The organism is Salinibacterium sp. M195 (assembly GCF_019443965.1).
In the GTDB taxonomy this organism is placed as follows: Bacteria; Actinomycetota; Actinomycetes; order Actinomycetales; family Microbacteriaceae; genus Rhodoglobus.
The window spans coordinates 1,595,502-1,612,140 of sequence record NZ_CP040814.1 but is presented as its reverse complement, the minus strand read 5'-3'; the positions used below and the strand labels follow the sequence as shown (position 1 = coordinate 1,612,140).

18 protein-coding genes are annotated in these 16,639 nt (G+C 61.0%); 7 read left to right on the top strand and 11 right to left on the bottom strand.

The annotated features are described in order from the left end of the window. The first annotated feature begins 42 nt into the window (after nucleotides 1-42). The 3 genes from pepN (at nucleotide 43) to FFT87_RS07735 (ending at nucleotide 4,181) form a co-directional block, all read left to right on the top strand. Complete coding sequence (gene pepN, locus FFT87_RS07745; protein ID WP_219948192.1) at nucleotides 43-2,583, top strand: aminopeptidase N; 2,541 nt, start codon at nucleotides 43-45, stop codon at nucleotides 2,581-2,583. A 78-nt stretch (nucleotides 2,584-2,661) separates the two neighbouring features. Beyond that, nucleotides 2,662-3,651 (top strand): mechanosensitive ion channel family protein, encoded by a 990-nt coding sequence (locus FFT87_RS07740; protein WP_100388700.1) that lies wholly within the window; start codon nucleotides 2,662-2,664, stop codon nucleotides 3,649-3,651. 158 nt (nucleotides 3,652-3,809) lie between these two features. Beyond that, complete coding sequence (locus tag FFT87_RS07735) at nucleotides 3,810-4,181, top strand: globin (RefSeq protein WP_040800259.1); 372 nt, start codon at nucleotides 3,810-3,812, stop codon at nucleotides 4,179-4,181. Between the two features lie 21 nt (nucleotides 4,182-4,202). Here FFT87_RS07735 and FFT87_RS07730 read toward each other — a convergent pair whose 3' ends face one another. The 5 genes from FFT87_RS07730 to FFT87_RS07710 all read right to left on the bottom strand — a co-directional run bounded on the left by FFT87_RS07730 (nucleotide 4,203) and on the right by FFT87_RS07710 (nucleotide 6,893). Continuing rightward, nucleotides 4,203-5,264, bottom strand: coding sequence for a hypothetical protein (locus tag FFT87_RS07730; RefSeq protein WP_219948191.1), 1,062 nt, complete (start codon nucleotides 5,262-5,264; stop codon nucleotides 4,203-4,205). A 12-nt stretch (nucleotides 5,265-5,276) separates the two neighbouring features. Then, nucleotides 5,277-5,723, bottom strand: a complete 447-nt coding sequence (locus FFT87_RS07725; RefSeq protein WP_219948190.1) for a hypothetical protein — start codon at nucleotides 5,721-5,723, stop codon at nucleotides 5,277-5,279. Nucleotides 5,724-5,765: 42 nt separating this feature from the next. Then, complete coding sequence (locus FFT87_RS07720; RefSeq protein WP_219948189.1) at nucleotides 5,766-5,936, bottom strand: hypothetical protein; 171 nt, start codon at nucleotides 5,934-5,936, stop codon at nucleotides 5,766-5,768. Between the two features lie 86 nt (nucleotides 5,937-6,022). Then, the gene (locus tag FFT87_RS07715; protein ID WP_255558947.1) at nucleotides 6,023-6,331 is read right to left on the bottom strand and encodes a hypothetical protein; all 309 of its coding nucleotides are present in this window, start codon (nucleotides 6,329-6,331) and stop codon (nucleotides 6,023-6,025) included. A gap of 163 nt (nucleotides 6,332-6,494) precedes the next feature. Beyond that, nucleotides 6,495-6,893, bottom strand: a complete 399-nt coding sequence (locus FFT87_RS07710) for a heavy metal-responsive transcriptional regulator (protein ID WP_219948187.1) — start codon at nucleotides 6,891-6,893, stop codon at nucleotides 6,495-6,497. A gap of 54 nt (nucleotides 6,894-6,947) precedes the next feature. Here FFT87_RS07710 and FFT87_RS07705 point away from each other — a divergent pair, with 54 nt between their 5' ends. Next, nucleotides 6,948-7,247: a thioredoxin family protein gene (locus FFT87_RS07705; protein ID WP_219948186.1), complete on the top strand. Its 300-nt coding sequence runs from the start codon at nucleotides 6,948-6,950 to the stop codon at nucleotides 7,245-7,247. Between the two features lie 14 nt (nucleotides 7,248-7,261). Continuing rightward, entirely contained in the window at nucleotides 7,262-7,624 is a 363-nt protein-coding gene (locus tag FFT87_RS07700) for a hypothetical protein (RefSeq protein ID WP_219950756.1), read from the top strand. A 179-nt stretch (nucleotides 7,625-7,803) separates the two neighbouring features. Here the strand turns inward: FFT87_RS07700 and FFT87_RS07695 are convergent, their stop codons facing one another. The 6 genes from FFT87_RS07695 to FFT87_RS07670 form a co-directional block, all read right to left on the bottom strand. Beyond that, entirely contained in the window at nucleotides 7,804-8,571 is a 768-nt protein-coding gene (locus FFT87_RS07695) for a hypothetical protein (protein ID WP_219948185.1), read from the bottom strand. Nucleotides 8,572-8,889: 318 nt separating this feature from the next. Next, on the bottom strand, nucleotides 8,890-9,705 hold the full coding sequence (locus tag FFT87_RS07690; protein ID WP_219948184.1) for a CoA ester lyase: 816 nt from the start codon (nucleotides 9,703-9,705) through the stop codon (nucleotides 8,890-8,892). Then, nucleotides 9,702-10,181, bottom strand: coding sequence for a MaoC family dehydratase (locus FFT87_RS07685; RefSeq protein WP_100388689.1), 480 nt, complete (start codon nucleotides 10,179-10,181; stop codon nucleotides 9,702-9,704). Before FFT87_RS07685 ends, FFT87_RS07690 begins: the two co-directional genes overlap by 4 nt. Next, nucleotides 10,178-11,365: an acyl-CoA dehydrogenase family protein gene (locus FFT87_RS07680; protein WP_219948183.1), complete on the bottom strand. Its 1,188-nt coding sequence runs from the start codon at nucleotides 11,363-11,365 to the stop codon at nucleotides 10,178-10,180. The genes FFT87_RS07685 and FFT87_RS07680 overlap by 4 nt, the downstream gene beginning before the upstream one ends. Next, nucleotides 11,362-13,398 carry a biotin carboxylase N-terminal domain-containing protein gene (locus tag FFT87_RS07675; protein WP_370628543.1) on the bottom strand — a complete coding sequence of 679 codons (2,037 nt, stop codon included), beginning with the start codon at nucleotides 13,396-13,398 and terminating at the stop codon, nucleotides 11,362-11,364. The genes FFT87_RS07680 and FFT87_RS07675 overlap by 4 nt, the downstream gene beginning before the upstream one ends. Then, on the bottom strand, nucleotides 13,395-14,996 hold the full coding sequence (locus FFT87_RS07670; protein ID WP_219948182.1) for a carboxyl transferase domain-containing protein: 1,602 nt from the start codon (nucleotides 14,994-14,996) through the stop codon (nucleotides 13,395-13,397). Before FFT87_RS07670 ends, FFT87_RS07675 begins: the two co-directional genes overlap by 4 nt. Nucleotides 14,997-15,095: 99 nt before the next feature. Between FFT87_RS07670 and FFT87_RS07665 the strand changes: the two genes are divergently transcribed. Further along, nucleotides 15,096-15,671 (top strand): TetR/AcrR family transcriptional regulator, encoded by a 576-nt coding sequence (locus FFT87_RS07665; RefSeq protein WP_219948181.1) that lies wholly within the window; start codon nucleotides 15,096-15,098, stop codon nucleotides 15,669-15,671. A 187-nt stretch (nucleotides 15,672-15,858) separates the two neighbouring features. Continuing rightward, the gene (locus tag FFT87_RS07660) at nucleotides 15,859-16,464 is read left to right on the top strand and encodes a hypothetical protein (RefSeq protein WP_219948180.1); all 606 of its coding nucleotides are present in this window, start codon (nucleotides 15,859-15,861) and stop codon (nucleotides 16,462-16,464) included. Nucleotides 16,465-16,639 lie beyond the last annotated feature (175 nt).

Genomic DNA, 16,639 nt, shown 5'->3' with positions numbered 1-16,639 from the left:
TTGGGTGCGGCCACAAACCGCCCCAAAACGAAGGAGTTGTACGTGCCCGGAGAGAACCTCACCCGAGTTGAAGCGCAAGAACGCAAAGCGATTGTCAACGTTGACAGCTACGAGATTGCCCTTGACCTCACGACGGGGCCTGAGACGTTTAAGAGCAGCACGACTGTTCGCTTCACCGCCACTGCTGGCGCATCCACGTTCATTGATTCGATCACCCGCACGGTGGATTCGGTCACGCTCAATGGCACCGCTCTCGATGTTGCTGCCGTGAACGATGGTGTGCGCATCCAGCTCGACAACCTCGCCGAGAACAACGTTCTTGAGGTTGTGGCGGATGCCGAATACACCAACACCGGTGAGGGTCTGCACCGCTTCGTTGACCCTGTTGACGAAGAGGTCTACCTCTACTCGCAGTTCGAGGTGCCGGATTCGCGTCGCGTTTTCGCTGTGTTCGAGCAGCCTGACCTCAAGGCGACGTTCCAGTTCACGGTGACCGCACCGGCACGCTGGGCCATGATCAGCAACTCACCAACCCCAGAGCCTGTCGTGGATGGCGAGAACGCCACGTGGGAATTTCCACCCACTCAGATCATGTCGAGCTACATCACCGCGATCGTGGCTGGCCCGTATGCCGAGGTTCGCGACGAGCTCACCTCGAGCGACGGCCGCGTCATCCCGCTCGGTATCTTCACGCGTGCGTCGCTGAGCGAGCACCTTGATGCTGACTACATTTTCGAGAAGACCAAGCAGGGTTTCGAGTTCTTCGAGAAGCACTTCCAGTACCCGTACCCCTTCGAGAAGTACGACCAGATGTTCGTGCCCGAGTTCAACGCGGGTGCCATGGAGAACGCTGGCGCTGTCACGTTCACCGAGACCTACGTGTTCCGTTCGAAGGTGACCGACGCCATCAAGGAACGTCGCGTCGTCACGATCTTGCACGAGCTGGCTCACATGTGGTTCGGCGACCTCGTCACCATGAAGTGGTGGAATGACCTCTGGCTGAACGAGTCGTTCGCTGAGTGGGCATCGACCATCGCGACCGCTGAAGCCACCGAGTGGACCGAAGCGTGGACCACGTTCCAGGCCATGGAGAAGAGCTGGGCTTACAAGCAGGACCAGCTTCCTTCGACTCACCCCGTCTACGCCTCGATCAATGACCTCGATGACGTTCTCGTCAACTTCGACGGCATCACCTACGCCAAGGGTGGCTCGATTCTCAAGCAGCTCGTGGCCTGGGTTGGTCTCGAAGCGTTCATGGCCGGCGTTGCCGCGTACTTCAAGAAGCATGCCTTCGGCAACACTGAGCTCAAGGACCTGCTGGTTGAGCTGGAGAAGACCAGTGGCCGCGAGCTCATGGAGTGGAGCAAGCTGTGGCTTGAGACCGCTGGTGTGAACACGCTGCGTCCGGATGTTGTGACCGCTGAAGACGGAACCGTCGAAAGCTTCGCGATCGTTCAGACCGCCGCCGAGGACTACCCCACGATTCGCCCGCACCGTCTGGCTATCGGTTACTACTCGCTGCAGGACGGCAAGCTTGTTCGTCACCACCGCGTCGAGATCGATGTTGAGGGCGAGCGCACCGAGGTTCCTGAGCTTGTGGGCACGAAGCGCCCCGACCTCATCCTGATCAACGATGACGACCTCGCGTACGCGAAGATTCGTCTTGACGACTCCTCGCTTGCTGTGGCGATGAAGCACCTCTCGGACATCACTGACCCGCTGGCTCGCGCCATCGTGTGGGGTGCCGCGTGGGATGCTGCTCGCGATGCTGAGACTCCGGCCAGCGATTATGTTGCCCTGGTTCTCGGCAACATTGCGTCGGAGACCGAGTCGACCACCATCCGCACCACGCTCGCGCAGCTGGTTCTGGTTGCTAAGCAGTACGTTGCTCCTGAGCGTCGTGCCGCTACGATCGAGAAGATCGGCGACACGCTCTGGGGTCTCGCTCAGAGTGCTGAAGCTGGATCGGATGCTCAGTTCCAGTTCGTGAAGTACTTCGCGAATGTGGCATCCACCGAACAGCACGTCACCGTGCTTCGCGCTCTGCTCAGCGGTTCGACCACGCTGGAGGGTCTCGAAATTGACACGGACCTGAGCTGGGAGCTTCTGGAGGGCCTCGTGCTCAACGGTGCTGCCGGTGATGCTGAAGTGGATGAGGCTCTCGCCAAGGACAAGACAGCGAACGGCCAGCAGGCTGCGGCCCGCGCCCGCGCCACGATCACCACGGAGGCGGGCAAGCAGGCCGCATTCGACTCGCTCGTGAAGAGTGACAAGGCTCCGAACGCGATCGTGCGCAACGTGACCATGGGCTACACCCACGTGAACGACCCCGCTGTGCTGGAAGCTTTCGTGGCTCCGTACTTTGAGGCGATCAACGATGTGTGGAACAACCGCAGCTACGCGATTGCCGAGACGGTTCTTCGTGGCCTCTACCCGGCACCGCTGGCAAACCAGGGACTCGTGGATGCCACGAACGCCTGGCTCGAGGCAAACCCTGATGTGCCGGCCCTGCGCCGCATCATCGTGGAGAACCTTGCAGGTGTTGAGCGTGCACTGGTAGTTCAGGCTCGCGACAACTCCTAAACCCTTTCAGCCGCCTTCGGGTGGTCGTGCGGGAGCCTAGCGGCGACTATTCAGCAGTCGCTCGCTAGGCTCCCAAGCATGGAAGATTTCACGATAGGTGGCCTATGGGCCGCGGTGCGAGCGTTTTACGAGAGCTCGACGCTTCTTCAAGGTGCCGTGATCATTGCCGGCGCTTGGGTTCTTCGCTTCATTCTGCTGTTCGTCATTAAGCGCGTCGTCGACCGCGTGGTGAACGGCGTGAAGCACAAAGAGAACATTCATGACACCCAAGTTCTGCTGACTTCCCCTCTTGCCGCGGTGCGCGTTGTTCAACGCACTCGTACTCTCGGCGGCGTTCTCTCCAGCCTCGTCACTGTTGCGATCGTGATCGTCGTGCTGCTGTTGCTCTTCGATCTTTTCGCCCCCAACGCCACCGGCGCCTTTGCCCTTATCACCGCTGCAACCGGCGCTGGTCTCGGTTTTGGTGCCCAAAACGTGGTCAAGGACGTACTGAACGGCCTCTTTATGGTGGCCGAGGATCAGTTGGGCGTTGGCGACATTGTTGACCTCGGGCCGGCGGTGGGTGTTGTGGAGTCTGTCGACATCCGCACCACACAGGTTCGCGATGTGAACGGAACCCTGTGGTTTGTGCGCAATGGCGAGATCACCCGCGTGGGCAACATGTCGCAGGGGTGGGCGCGCGTGATCATTGACCTTGCTGTGCCGTATGACTCCGATGTGGATGCCGTGCAGGAGCGCATCCTGAAGACCGCCGTTGATCTCTACAAGACGCCCAAGTGGACGACCCGCATCTTGGAGGTGCCCGAGATTTGGGGCATTGAATCTATTTCGGATGAAGCGGTGGTCGTTCGTCTTGTAGTGAAGACGGCATCCGCGACAAAGGATGATGTTGCTCGCGAGCTGCGGGCCCGGTTGAAGAAGGATTTGGATGAGGCGGGTGTCAAGCTTCCCGCATTGAACTCGATCGTGTTGAGTGGCTTTGAGGGAGCTGCGAGTGTGCGTGGTGCACGACCGCCCCGCACGCGCCCGGTGCCCGTGAACTTTGGCGAGGAGAAGCCCAAGAAATGACCGACCCTGAGAACGTGGCTGACGCTGCGGGCGTGACTGAGCCCGAGAACGTGGCCGAGACTGCGACTGCGGCTGGCAACGTGGCTGAACCCGCGAAGCGCCCGAAGATTCGCATCATTGCGAAGCCGGCGGTGACCCCGGATGCTCCGGCTGATTCGATGTGGGAACTCATCGGCGGTCGCGACACGTTCGAGAAGCTCGTGCGCGAGTTCTATGTTGGCGTCGCCACCGATGAAGTGCTGCTGCCGATGTATCCAGAGCAGCCCGATCTCGAGGGTGCGATCCAGCGCCTCACCGGTTTCTTGGAACAGTATTGGGGCGGTCCGAACACGTACAGCCAGGAACGCGGACACCCCCGCTTGCGCATGCGCCACATGCCGTTCAAGGTGAATCCGGATGCTCGCGACCGTTGGTTGCACCACATGCGCAACGCTCTCGACACTCTCGAATTGCCACCGCTCTACGACGCCGAAATCTGGGCATATCTCGACCGTGCCGCGCACGCCATGGTCAACACGTTTGAAGAGTAAGCGCGCAGCTACCCGCCCCGTCTACTCGTCTTCGAAGAAATCGAACTCGTCTTCGCGCGCAAGCTTTGCGTCGAGCGACGATGCGAGCGTTTGCAACGCGGTCATGACCTCTTCCCACTGTGCTTTCGTGGGGTTAATCGAGTCGACATGAAGAGCCCGCAATTTGCCGCCGTACGCAGCGGTAGCGAACACGGCAACCTCATGATCTGTACGCATGAACTCGGTCATCTCCTCAGCGAGGATGACCGCCGCCGTGATCGGTTCTCCTTCGCTAGTGACAAATCCCAAGCGGGTCAGCGTCTGGGCGACCGCCTCGGCATCGAGTGGACGAGCGTCTTCCAAATTCTCCACATCAGTATCCGGCGCCGCCAGAATGAGCTCATCACCGACCGGCTCGTCGTCCTCGAGTTCAGCAGCGTCCCGCGCCGAGTGTTCGGCAGCGGGCACGAACGTCAACGGTGGTCGACGAGGACCAGGCTCGCCTAAACCTTCAAGGATTGAGACTCCAGAGCGCGGGATTGTGAGAGCATCCGCGACTGCGGTTTGTGGCAAGTTGAGCATCGACCGCAGGGTGCGATGAAGCAAGTTGTCAGGCGCCTCCGCTCCTCCCCTGTCGGACATCAAAAGGTGCACGAGCCCCCAGCAGAACGAGTCCAGCGAGTAGGGAATCTGAGTTTCGCGATCGTTAACGCTTTGCATCACTGTTCGTTGAAAGCTCATGCCAGGCTTCCAAGTATCCAAAGCCCAAACAACATCTCGCAGTTCGCGTTTAGCAACCTCAAATAGATAGTGCACGAGGAATTCAGACGCGTAATCTTGCCGCGAGGTTCCGGGAATGATCTCTTCGACAGCCTCCCGCCGTGACCGTGCATCCGGCGGAACACCCGGAAAGCCGGCTCGCGCAAATGAAATGAACCACGTCCACAGCGGCACAAGACTTTCGGCGGAGCCATCGAACTGGTCGAGGTCCTGACAGTCGGCGCGCAGCAGTTGCGCGAGCTCGGCCAGCAGAATCGGGCCGTCCTCTTCGATTACCGTCCGATACAGCTCCGCATCAGCGGCGCTCAATTCACTAAACCCCACGTTCACTCCCCCTTACGAGCATCCGGAACTCGCCGCAGACATGGTGAAGAGTTGCCCTTCCCAGAGCAGTTCGTTCACGATGATCCCGAACCCACTCGCGGCCACAACAACAACCACGGCGAGCACGACACCGCTAGTTAGTTTCGAGTAGTACATCGCGCCAATCACCAGCATGGGCACCAGCGTCAGCACATGGATGATGACGAGCGGGATTCCGCCGAAGGCTAGTCCGAACCCGGCCATGGATGAGTTCGCAGCCACCGACTTGCATTGCTCGGTCATCTCTTCGAAGAACGACAACCCGTACCAGAACCACGCGACACAGAGCACGATCGTTCCGATAGTGGCGATAAGCCAGAACGCCAGTTGCCCGGCTCCTGAGCGCCAGCCGCCACTGGGTGCGAGCGCGCTGGGTTTGACGATGCCGACCCCAGCGGTGTTCTTAGTAGGAGAACTCATGTGCTCGTCGAGTCGCCGAGTGTCCGCGCGAACGTATAGCGCTCACTCGCTTCCGTGCAGATTTGTGCTGGAAGGCCCCGGTTGCCCGAGGTACTTCCGCAGCGCTTTGATCGACAGGATCAGAGCCCAGACAGCCAAGACAAAGAGGACAATCACCGCAGCGGCAAAAAGCAGATTGAGAAGCATTGCGAACGCGCCGATTGAACTCATCATGTGCCCCACCCTACGAAAGAAGTAAGCGAAACTCCACTAATGCCAGGCGGAGCAGATGTTGCGGTCAAGTTGTTGGCTGTGGGGAGTTAGGCATCTGTGAATCTGGGGTCGTTGGGGTTGGCCCCGGCAAGGCGAACAAGGCTTGCCGTCCGAGGTTTTTCGAAGCCGGAGTAGGTCTGGCTCACCGTTTCAACGAATAGTTCGTATCGACGTCCCTTGGCGTGATCTTCCACCCATTGAGAGACCTCATCGAGGTCTGCTGCGCCGAAAACTACCCACGCGTCCAGATTCCATCCGAAAGCAGCTGAAAGTGGCTTCGCCCAAAAATTGACTCGATAGACAGGATGGGCAAGTTCTTCGAGTTCTTCGCTGTGCACGGTGGGCTCGGCTTTCATGCTCGACAGCATAGGCCTTTCGATATCTACTTCGACTAATCATTGAGCATCAATCGTTCGAGCTCTCGAGATGAAGAAATCGGAGAAAGCAGCTATCGGCGGAGTTGTCCGTCGCGCTCGTGCTGACCGTCAGCGGAAACGCCGCTCAGGCCATCGCCGCTCTCTAGGAGCGCGGGATGATGGTGCAGATCTCAGCCTCGGTGCAGTTGGCCGGGTCGAGAGCTTGCGCCTCGTGGATGAGTTGTTTCAGCTCCGCTTCGAGCGCCGCCAGGTCTTTCAGGCGCTCCTGTACGCCTTCTAGTTTGTGTTCGAGCAAACTCGAGACGTGGGTGCAGGGCGCTTCGCCGGCATCCCGCAGCGAAAGGATGCTCATGATTTCCGAGAGCGTGAGCCCCGCGGCTTGGCTGTTGCGGATGAACGTGACTCGGTCGACAACGGCGGGATCGTAGTCGCGGTACCCGTTGCCTTGCCGCTGAGGCTCGGGCAGAAGCCCTTGCTTTTCGTAAAAACGGATCGTGTGGCGCGGAACATCCAGGCGATCGGCGACTTCTCCAATAAGCATGGGGCAAGACTAACGCTTGACCTTCAAGTGCACTTCAAGGTTTACGGTGAGGGTATGGAAATCACGCTGCAATACTTCGAGGGCTGCCCCAACTGGAAGGTTGCCGATCAGCACATCAACGAACTGGTACGAGAGTTCCCGCAGATCACCGTGTCGCGACACCTGGTCGACACGGTCGAAGAAGCTGAGCGTGTGGGGTTCCGCGGGTCGCCGAGCATCCTCTTCGATGGTGTGGATCCCTTTGCCCAGCCGGATGCCCCGGTCGGGCTTGCATGCCGCCGCTACATCACCCCGGCTGGCTTTGCCGGCGCGCCCACTGTTGACCAACTGAGAGAGAAGTTGAAAGGTTTGTAGCTCTCGCCGGTGACATACGATTCACTGACACGAGCGGTTGGTTCTCCAACTACCGCATTGGTGAAACGACCGGCGCGACAAAGATTCTGGTCGACAAGAGCACCGACCGCATCATCGGCGCCCACCTCCTCGGCCACGACTATGCCGACCTTGCCAACACGATCGCTCTCGCCATGAAGAACGGCCTGACCAAAGGGCACCCCCGCCTGCTCCGCGCTAAGTTCGATCAGATTGAAGACTGGTGCTTGCCGCTGATAACTCGAGACCATCGGAGGTCGGTACAGCTCCGTGCACCAGTCAGACTTCAGACCAGAGGAGCTCTCTGCCGAAGTGGTTTTGTCGTTTCGCGCTTCATGGAAAGGCCCGCATTTCCGTAGGAGTCCCCCCGCCCCCACAACGGCGGTCAAGATCTCGCTGGACCTACGGTCAATGATGTTTGGTCAAAGAAGGGACCAAACGATCCATACTTTCTCAGCGTTGCTGGCCGAAGCTGTTTGAACATAGTTAGGAAGTTTCAACTCCATAAAACTCCCGCCCCTAGAGCCGCTGAATCGTGCTAACTAGGAAATCTTCCTCGAGGCTCAACTTCGAAATATGCGCCCATCGGGTCCTTGTATTCGTCGCGCATCCATGACTCGCGCGCGGCGACCGCATCAAGTGAAGTACCGGGAATCCAGTTCCTCAAAGAATCTTCCACAAAGCCCAGCGAAGTCAACAGATCACGAGCGACCTGGGGATCGACCGCAAGCAGCTTCGCTAGCTCCATTGCACCCCATTTTTCCTTCTTCCCTACAAGACGCCGCAGCTGATACGGCGCATTTAGCCTGCGTACCCGCCACGACCTAGCGACGAACTTGGCTCGCCGAGAGCGCAAGTACCAACGAAGACGGCCAAATGTGTAAACGCCTAGGGCGCCCATCCCAGCATCGACCCCATGTTCAAGCAACCACTGGAGAATGTCAATCGCAACAGGATCACCGCCCCACCCCATTTGCGGCATCACAGCAATGACGCTGGGAGGCGATTCGAGCCCGACTTTTGCAGCACGGTTCAAGGACTCGAAAGTGGTCGGCACTCTGAAACTAACTTCACGAAACTCAGCAGTCCCGTTGCGTCTCACCAAGTGATCGAAAAAAGCAACACCGATCTCGTCGCCAGGCCGACTACCCGCGGCGTTCTCCGACGTCACTCGCCGAATAGTCGAGTAATCACGCCGCTGCGCGTAATCTAGCTCCGGAGGGACTAATTGAGCCGCCAGCGCGTCGGTTACAGCAGAGAGTAAGTCCGCGCGCGGGGCGATTCTAACCTCGACCACATCAGCCACTCGCACTCGCTCGGCGAAAGGCGAGTCCCAAGACTCCGGGTCGACGATCAACACCACGACTTTCGTAGTGCACAGAAGTGAATCGCGCAGCCTGTACATCTATATGCCCTCACGTTCTATCCCGAGCGGTCGGCAACGTTTCGAGTGACCCGATTGTGTACACGAGGCTCTCAGCGCATTCTCTCAGGCCAGCGCCCTCGAACACCACCTCTGCGCCCGCGTGTGACTATTTCGATACGAAGCAACTATGCAGCACCTTGATGAAGCAAGTCCTACCTCTATGAAATCCCATCCCTGCAGCGGGCGTAAGATTCCCGCCTAACCCTCGCGCAACCCCGCCCGCGCCACCACGCACTCCGCGTGCCGCAGGATGGGCCCGTCGACCATGCGACCCTCGAAGCTGAAGACTCCGGGTTGCGATTCCGCGGCGGCGAGAAGTGCCCGTGCGGACGCGATTTGCTCGACCGTGGGCGCATAACTTTCGCGCACAATGGCCACTTGTGAGGGGTGAATGCAGGCCGTTGCCGTGAACCCGAGAGCCGCGGCATCCCGAGCCTCAGCACCGAGACCCTCCAGGTCTGCGATGTCGAGATGCACCGCGTCGATCACAGCCTTCGAATAGGCACCGGCCACGAGCAACACCGACGAGCGAGCATGCAGCGCGACACCACGGTAGGGGCCGGAATCTTCGCGCGACGATGAGCCGCCGAGCGAGGCCACCAAATCTTCGGCACCCCACATGAGGGCAACCACGCAATCCAGCGCCGCCAAACTGGTGGCCGCCAGCACGCCCCGCGCCGTCTCGCACAGGGCGATCACGTCGAGTTCTTTGAGCGCATCGAAGTCAGCAACCGACTCCGACTTCGAGAGCATCACCGTGCGGTACTCCGTCTGCTCCAACGCCTCCAGATCACTATCGTGATCCTCGGTGCCGGCCGGATTCAGTCGCACAATGGTGCGAGCCGGATCCATCGGGTTAGCAATCAGGGCAGCGCGGGCAGCAGCCTTGTCGACACTGGCAACAGCATCCTCAAGGTCAATGATGATGGCATCTGCGCGCTCAAGCGCCTTGGCATAACGGTCGGGGCGATCGCCCGGAACAAACAGAATCGACGGCCCTAGAGTGAAGCTCACGGTGCGCCCTCCTCAGTCCAGACCATCACCGAACGGGTTGCGACAGCCACCACAACACCGTCCTGGTTCTTGGCTGTGTGACGCAACGAAATGATTCCCTGGCCGGGGCGCGACTTCGAGAGCCGCTTCTCCAGCACCTCAGACTCCGAATACATCGTGTCGCCGTGATACAGCGGATGCGGAAAATTTACCTCCGTGAAGCCCAAGTTCGCCACAATCGTGCCCTGCGTCAGTTGAGCTACGGATGCCCCCACCATCGTCGAGAGCGTAAACATCGAGTTCACCAAGCGCTGCCCAAACGGCTGCTGCTCTGACCACGCCGCATCCAAGTGCAGCGACTGGGTGTTCATCGTCATCGTCGTGAAGAGAACATTGTCAGCCTCAGTGACGGTGCGGCCGGGAGCGTGCAGATAGACCGCGCCCTCCTCGAACTCGTCGAACCAGAGGCCGCGCTGCTGAATACGTTTGCCGGTCATAGGGTCGCGAATCCCAGCTCACGAGCAATAACCATCATCTGCACCTCAGTGGTGCCCTCACCAAGCTCCAGCACCTTCGAGTCACGGTAGTGGCGGGCGACAGGGTTCTCATTCATGAAGCCATAGCCACCAAAGATTTGGGTAGCATCCCGAGCGTTATCCATGGCCGCCTCGCTGCTGATCATTTTCGCCAAGCTCGCCTCCATCTTGAAAGGAACTCCGGCAACCAGTTTGCGGGCTGCGTCGTAGGTTGCCAAGCGTGCCGAGTGAACTCGGGCTTGCATCCGCGCAATCTTGAACGCAATGTGCTGGTTTGAACCAATCGAACGGCCGAAGACGTGACGCTCGTTGGCGTAACGGATCGACTCCTCCAGGCAGCCCTGAGCGGCACCGGTGCAGAGTGCCGAGAACGCAACGCGACCCTCATCCAGAGCCTCAATGAAGTTCGCGAAGCCACGGCCGCGCTCCCCCATCAGGTTCTCTTCGGGAACCCGCACGTTATCGAACGACAGCGGATGCGTGTCAGAAGTGTGCCAACCGACCTTGTCGTAGGGCGGGTGCACCGTGAAGCCGGGCGTGCCGTTCGGAACGAGGATGGCGCTCAGCTCAGGCTTGCCATTCTCGCGACGACCCGTGACCGCCGTGACCGTCACAACCTTTGTGATCTCGCTGCCCGAGTTAGTGATGAACTGCTTCGTGCCATTGATGACCCATTCGCCATCGACGAGCTCGGCAGTGGTCTTGGTTCCCGCAGCATCGGAACCGGCATCCGCTTCAGTCAGACCGAAACCAGCAAGAGCTTCACCACGCGCGAGCATCGGAACCCACTGCTGCTTCTGCTCTTCGCTACCGTGCTTGAAGATCGGCATCGCGCCAAGACCGATGCCGGCCTCGAGCGTCACCGCGATCGACTGGTCAACGCGAGCAAGCTGCTCAATCGCGAGACACAGCGAAACGTAGTCCTTGCCCTGCCCGCCATACTCCTTGGGGAACGGCAAACCGAAGAGACCCATCTCACCCATTTGAGCGATGATGCCGTAGGGCAGTTCACGCTTCGTGTCGTACTCATACGCTGCCGGAGCGACAACCTTATCAGCGAAATCGCGCACATCAGCGCTCAACTTCAACTGCTCATCGGTGAGGCCGAGGTGGGTGATTTCGCCGCGGGTAGCGTCGTGACTCATGAGGTTTCTCCTTCAGTGCTCGCTTGTGGCGATTCGATTCGGGCAACGATCTGATCGCGTGTGACCAGATCGCCAGGCTTCAAACTGATGTCGACAACCCCATCGAGGGTCGCGACAACGGGGTGTTCCATCTTCATGGCTTCGATCGTGAGCACCGTCTGACCGGCAGTCACAGAGTCTCCGTTCGCCACCGCAACGGCGACGACGGTGCCGGGCATGGGCGAACGCAACTCTGGGTCAACAACGCCAGCGACTCGGGCGAGCGTCGCACGGTGATCGGCCAGTGACTCGGCGCGGCCCTGCGAAGTCAACGACCACGAAGTGCCGTCATGCGCAATCCACACCGTGTGACCATCCGTGGAATGTTCGTGCGCACCCTCGGTCTCAATAGCGAGACGGATGCTCAACGCACCCCACTCGATACCGGTACTCGTCAGGCGTGCCGGGGTGGTGTCGCCGTTGATCGTGACGTCCGCAGCGCTGGGTGGGCCGGCAACCAAAACCTCGTACACCGTGCCCGCACACTCAAGACGGTAGCGGGCTGGGCGATGCTGCCCCACACGCCAACCGCTTGGCTGCTGCCAGGGTGAGCCCGGCATCCACCGATGGGAATGGATGCTCAGAGCCGCCGCCGCGAGAACGGCAGGGCTCGGCGTCGCAAACTCAATCTCGGCAAGGGCCCGCTCGATGAGGCCCGTGTCGAGTTCGCCGGCGCGCACGTCGTCGCGGGCGAGGAGGGCGCGTAAGAATTCGATGTTGGTGGTGACGCCCAGGATGACAGTGTCGGCGAGGGCACGGTCGAGGGCGTGGAGGGCTTCGGCGCGGGTAGCGCCGTGGGCGATGACCTTGGCGAGCATCGGGTCGTAGTTTGCCGACACCGTGCCGCCCTGAACGAGTGAACTATCGACGCGCACGCTGGTTGTGCCTGCGCTGGCCGCACTTCCGTCGGCAGCCTCGTGCAGGTGCACGATCTGACCGGCGGAGGGCAAGAAGTCGTTGGCGGGATCCTCGGAATAGATGCGCGCCTCGACCGAGTGCCCGGTGAGCGTTGGTGTCTCCACCGTGAGCTTCTCGCCGGCAGCAATGCGCACTTGCCACTCCACGAGGTCGATGCCGGTGACCATTTCGGTGACGGGATGCTCCACTTGCAGGCGCGTGTTCATTTCCATGAAGAAGAACTCATCGGGCGCATTGTCGGAGACCAGGAACTCGACGGTTCCGGCACCGATGTAGCTCACGCTGCGCGCAACCTCGCACGCTGCTTCACCGATGCGCTGCCGCGTGGCCTCATCGAGCAGCGGCGATGGCGCTTCTTCGATGATCTTCTGGTGGCGACGCTGCAGCGAACATTCGCGTTCGCCCAAGTGGATGATCGTGCCGTGGCTATCGGCCAGCACCTGCACCTCGATGTGGCGGGGCTTCTCCACGAGGCGCTCAAGGAAGAGAGTGTCATCGCCGAACGCGGCACTGGCCACGCGACGCGCAGAGTCGAGCGCACCGGCGACAGCATCGGGCTCGCGCACGATCGTCATGCCCTTGCCGCCACCACCGGCGGATGGCTTGATCAGCAGCGGGAACCCGACCTCGGCGGCGGCAGCCACAAGATCGTCGTTCGTCATGCCCGGCTCAGCGATGCCCGGGATCACGGCAACGCCGCGCTCGGTCACGTGCTTCTTCGACGCGATCTTGTCGCCCATGATCTCGAGCGCTTCGACGCCCGGACCGATAAAGGTGATTCCGGCAGCGGCGCAGGCCTCGGCCAGGGACGCGTTTTCGGAGAGGAAGCCATAGCCTGGATGAACCGCGTCGGCATTCATGCCCGGAACGGCATGGGCGGCAGCAACAATCGATTCGACCGACAGGTAGCTGTCGATCAGTACGGCGGCATCCGCCACTTGAACGTGCTTCGCGTCACGATCGTGCTCGGTGTACACCGCGATCGAGCGAATGCCCATCGAGTGCAGGGTGCGCGTGATGCGACAGGAAATTTCGCCACGATTGGCGACCACAACAGCAGAGAACAAGGCGATCACATCCGGAAGAGGCCGAAGCCCGGTTCAGGCAGCGGAGTCGCTGCAGCGATATCGAGGGCCATGCCGAGCACGTCTCGCGTGTCCTTGGGGTCAATAATTCCGTCATCCCACAGGCGCGCTGTCGAATAGTACGGGCTGCCCTGAAGTTCGTATTGCTCGCGGATGGGCTTCTCGAACGCGACCTTGTCGTCGTCGGTGAAGGCGTCTTCGCCGAGCTGATCGCGGCGCACCGTGGAGAGCACAGCAGCAGCCTGTGGGCCGCCCATGACCGAGATGCGGGCGTTGGGCCACATCCACAAGAAGCGCGGTGAATACGAGCGGCCGCACATCGAGTAGTTGCCGGCACCGAACGAGCCACCGATGACGACCGTGAACTTCGGAACGCGCGTCGTGGCGACCGCCGTCACCATCTTGGCGCCGTTCTTGGCGATGCCGCCGGCCTCATATTCCTTACCGACCATGAAGCCAGAAATGTTCTGCAGGAACAGCAGCGGAATGCCGCGCTGATCGCACAGTTCGATGAAGTGAGCGCCCTTGAGCGCCGACTCGCTGAACAGCACACCCGCGTTGGCGACGATGCCGATCGGATGCCCGTGCAGCGTCGCAAACCCGGTGATGAGGGTCGCGCCGTATTCCTTCTTGAACTCGTGGAACTCGCTGCCATCGACGAGGCGGGCGATCACTTCGCGCACTTCGTACGGGCTTTGCACGTCGGTCGGCACGACGCCGTAGAGCTCGTCAGGGTTCACAGCGGGAGGCCGCGAGGCAACAACATCCCACGCGGGAGCAGCAGGCTTCGGGATGGTCTTGATGATGTCCCGCACAATTTCGAGCGCATGGCGGTCGTCGTCGGCGAGGTGGTCGGTGACGCCGGAGGTGCGCGCGTGCACGTCTCCCCCGCCGAGTTCTTCGGCTGTGACGATCTCGCCGATGGCAGCTTTTACGAGCGGCGGGCCGCCCAGGAAGATCGTGCCCTGATTGCGCACGATGATCGTTTCGTCGCTCATCGCGGGCACGTAGGCGCCACCCGCGGTGCACGACCCCATGACCGAGGCGATCTGCGGGATGCCCGCGGCCGAGAGGCGAGCCTGGTTGTAGAAGATGCGCCCGAAGTGGTCGCGGTCGGGAAAGACCTCGTCTTGCATCGGGAGAAACGCGCCGCCCGAGTCAACGAGGTACACGCACGGCAGCTTGTTCTCGAACGCAATCTCTTGCGCCCGCAAGTGCTTCTTGACCGTGAGCGGAAAGTAGGTGCCGCCCTTGACGGTCGCATCGTTGGAGATCACGAGCACCGGGCGAGAGTGGATGAGGCCGATTCCGGCAATCACACCAGCACCGGGAGCCTGATCGTCGTAGATTCCATTCGCGGCGAGCGGCGCAATCTCGATGAAGGGACTGCCCTCGTCAAGCAGTTCATCGACGCGATCGCGAGGCAGCAGCTTGCCGCGGGAGATGTGGCGTTCGCGGGACTTCTCAGAGCCACCGAGGGCCGTCGTCGCGAGTCGCTCGCGCAATTGCTCGACAAGGCCGCGCATTGACTCTTCGTTAGCCGCAAACGTCGGGTGGGACGGTTGAGCGGCCGAGGAAATCTTCTCCATCGAACACCTTCGTTCTGCGTAGCTTGTGGCCACTTGGGTTAGTCATTACTAACTGAATTTAGGTTAGCGAGCATTAACCGAACTGTCTAGACTCAGAACATGAACGAGACGCCAACTCCGCGCAGTCAAGCGAAGGCCGACCGACGCGAGGCCCTCCTCGACGCCGCCGCCAGCCTGTTCGCCGAGCGCGGCTTCACGCGCGTCTCGCTCGAAGAACTCGGCTCCGCCGCCGGCGTGAGCGGCCCGGCCGTGTACCGCCACTTCGATGGCAAACAAGACGTGCTCGCCGCGATACTGATCGATGCCAGCTCCAACCTGTGCCGCGGGGCGCAGACCGTGATCGAGCACGCTGCCACACCGCGCGCCGCGCTCGAAAGCCTCGTTCAGTTTCATGTGGAGTTTGCGCTCGGCAATGCCAACGTCATCCGGGTTCAAGATCGCGACCTCGACAGCCTCACCGCCAGCGACCAACACGACGTGCGCGCCCTGCAGCGCAGCTACGTTGAGTTGTGGGTTGGCGTGCTTGCCCAAGTGAACCCGGATGCTGCGACCACCGAGTTACGCACCCGAGCCCACGCCACCTTCGGTCTCATCAACTCCACTCCCCACAGCGGGCGTGCGGGCGCAACCAGTGCCGTGCTCGAGCGGATGGCGTTGGCCGCCCTCGACGCCTAGCGCCGTGCGTGCGGGCCCCGCGTAGCCGCGCAATGTGGCCGCGCTGGGCAAGCGCATAGACGCCTCACTGAGTTACGGCAGAACTTGCCCATGACCTGCGCAGGCTCACCACAGCGTGTTGATAGAACCGGCGCGCACTGTTGATTTCGTACACCGGAGATTCCGGATAGGACGAAAAGGATCAACCATGAAAAAGACACTGATCACAGGAGCAGCCGGCGCAGTTTTGGCCTCCTGTGTCGGACTGGGCATTGCCTTGCCCGCCCAGGCTGACACCATCGAGACTGCCAGCACGGCAGTTGCCTCCGACACCACCACCGACAAGACGACCAGCGGCGAGCACGCCGGGCGCGGTCACGCTCGCGGCCTCGACGCGGCCGGCCTCGCGACCAAGCTCGACCTCACCGAGACCGAAGTATCGGATGCTTTTGCAGCGTTGCGCGACAGCTCTGAACGCCCTGAACGACTCGATTCCGACGCCACCGAGGAAGAACGAACGGCAGCGAAGGATGATCGCCAAGCAACCTTCGTGACCGCTCTCGCCGCCGAACTCAACGTGGACGAAGACACCCTCACCGCTGCCCTTACCGAACTTCGCGCCGAGCATGAAGCCGAGCGCGAAGCCAACCCCGACGCCGGCAACGGTGAGCGCGGAGACCGTGGCGACCGCGCAGATCGTGGTGAGCGCGGAGATCGCGGAGATCGCGGCCAGATGGGTGATCGCAGCGGCTCCGCTGACGACAACACCGACACCGACACCGACACCGGCACCGGCACCGGCACCGGAGAGTAAGCCTCACCCCCACACCTCCCCCAGGACGAAGGGCCTGCGACTGATCGGTCGCAGGCCCTTTCGTGTGTGCTGCGTGCCTCGCACACCCTGCCTTTCGCTTCAGCCGCGGAACCCTGCCAGAAGTCACGATCCCTCACTGCACCACTTCCCAGCGCACTCCCGAGAAGCTCATCGC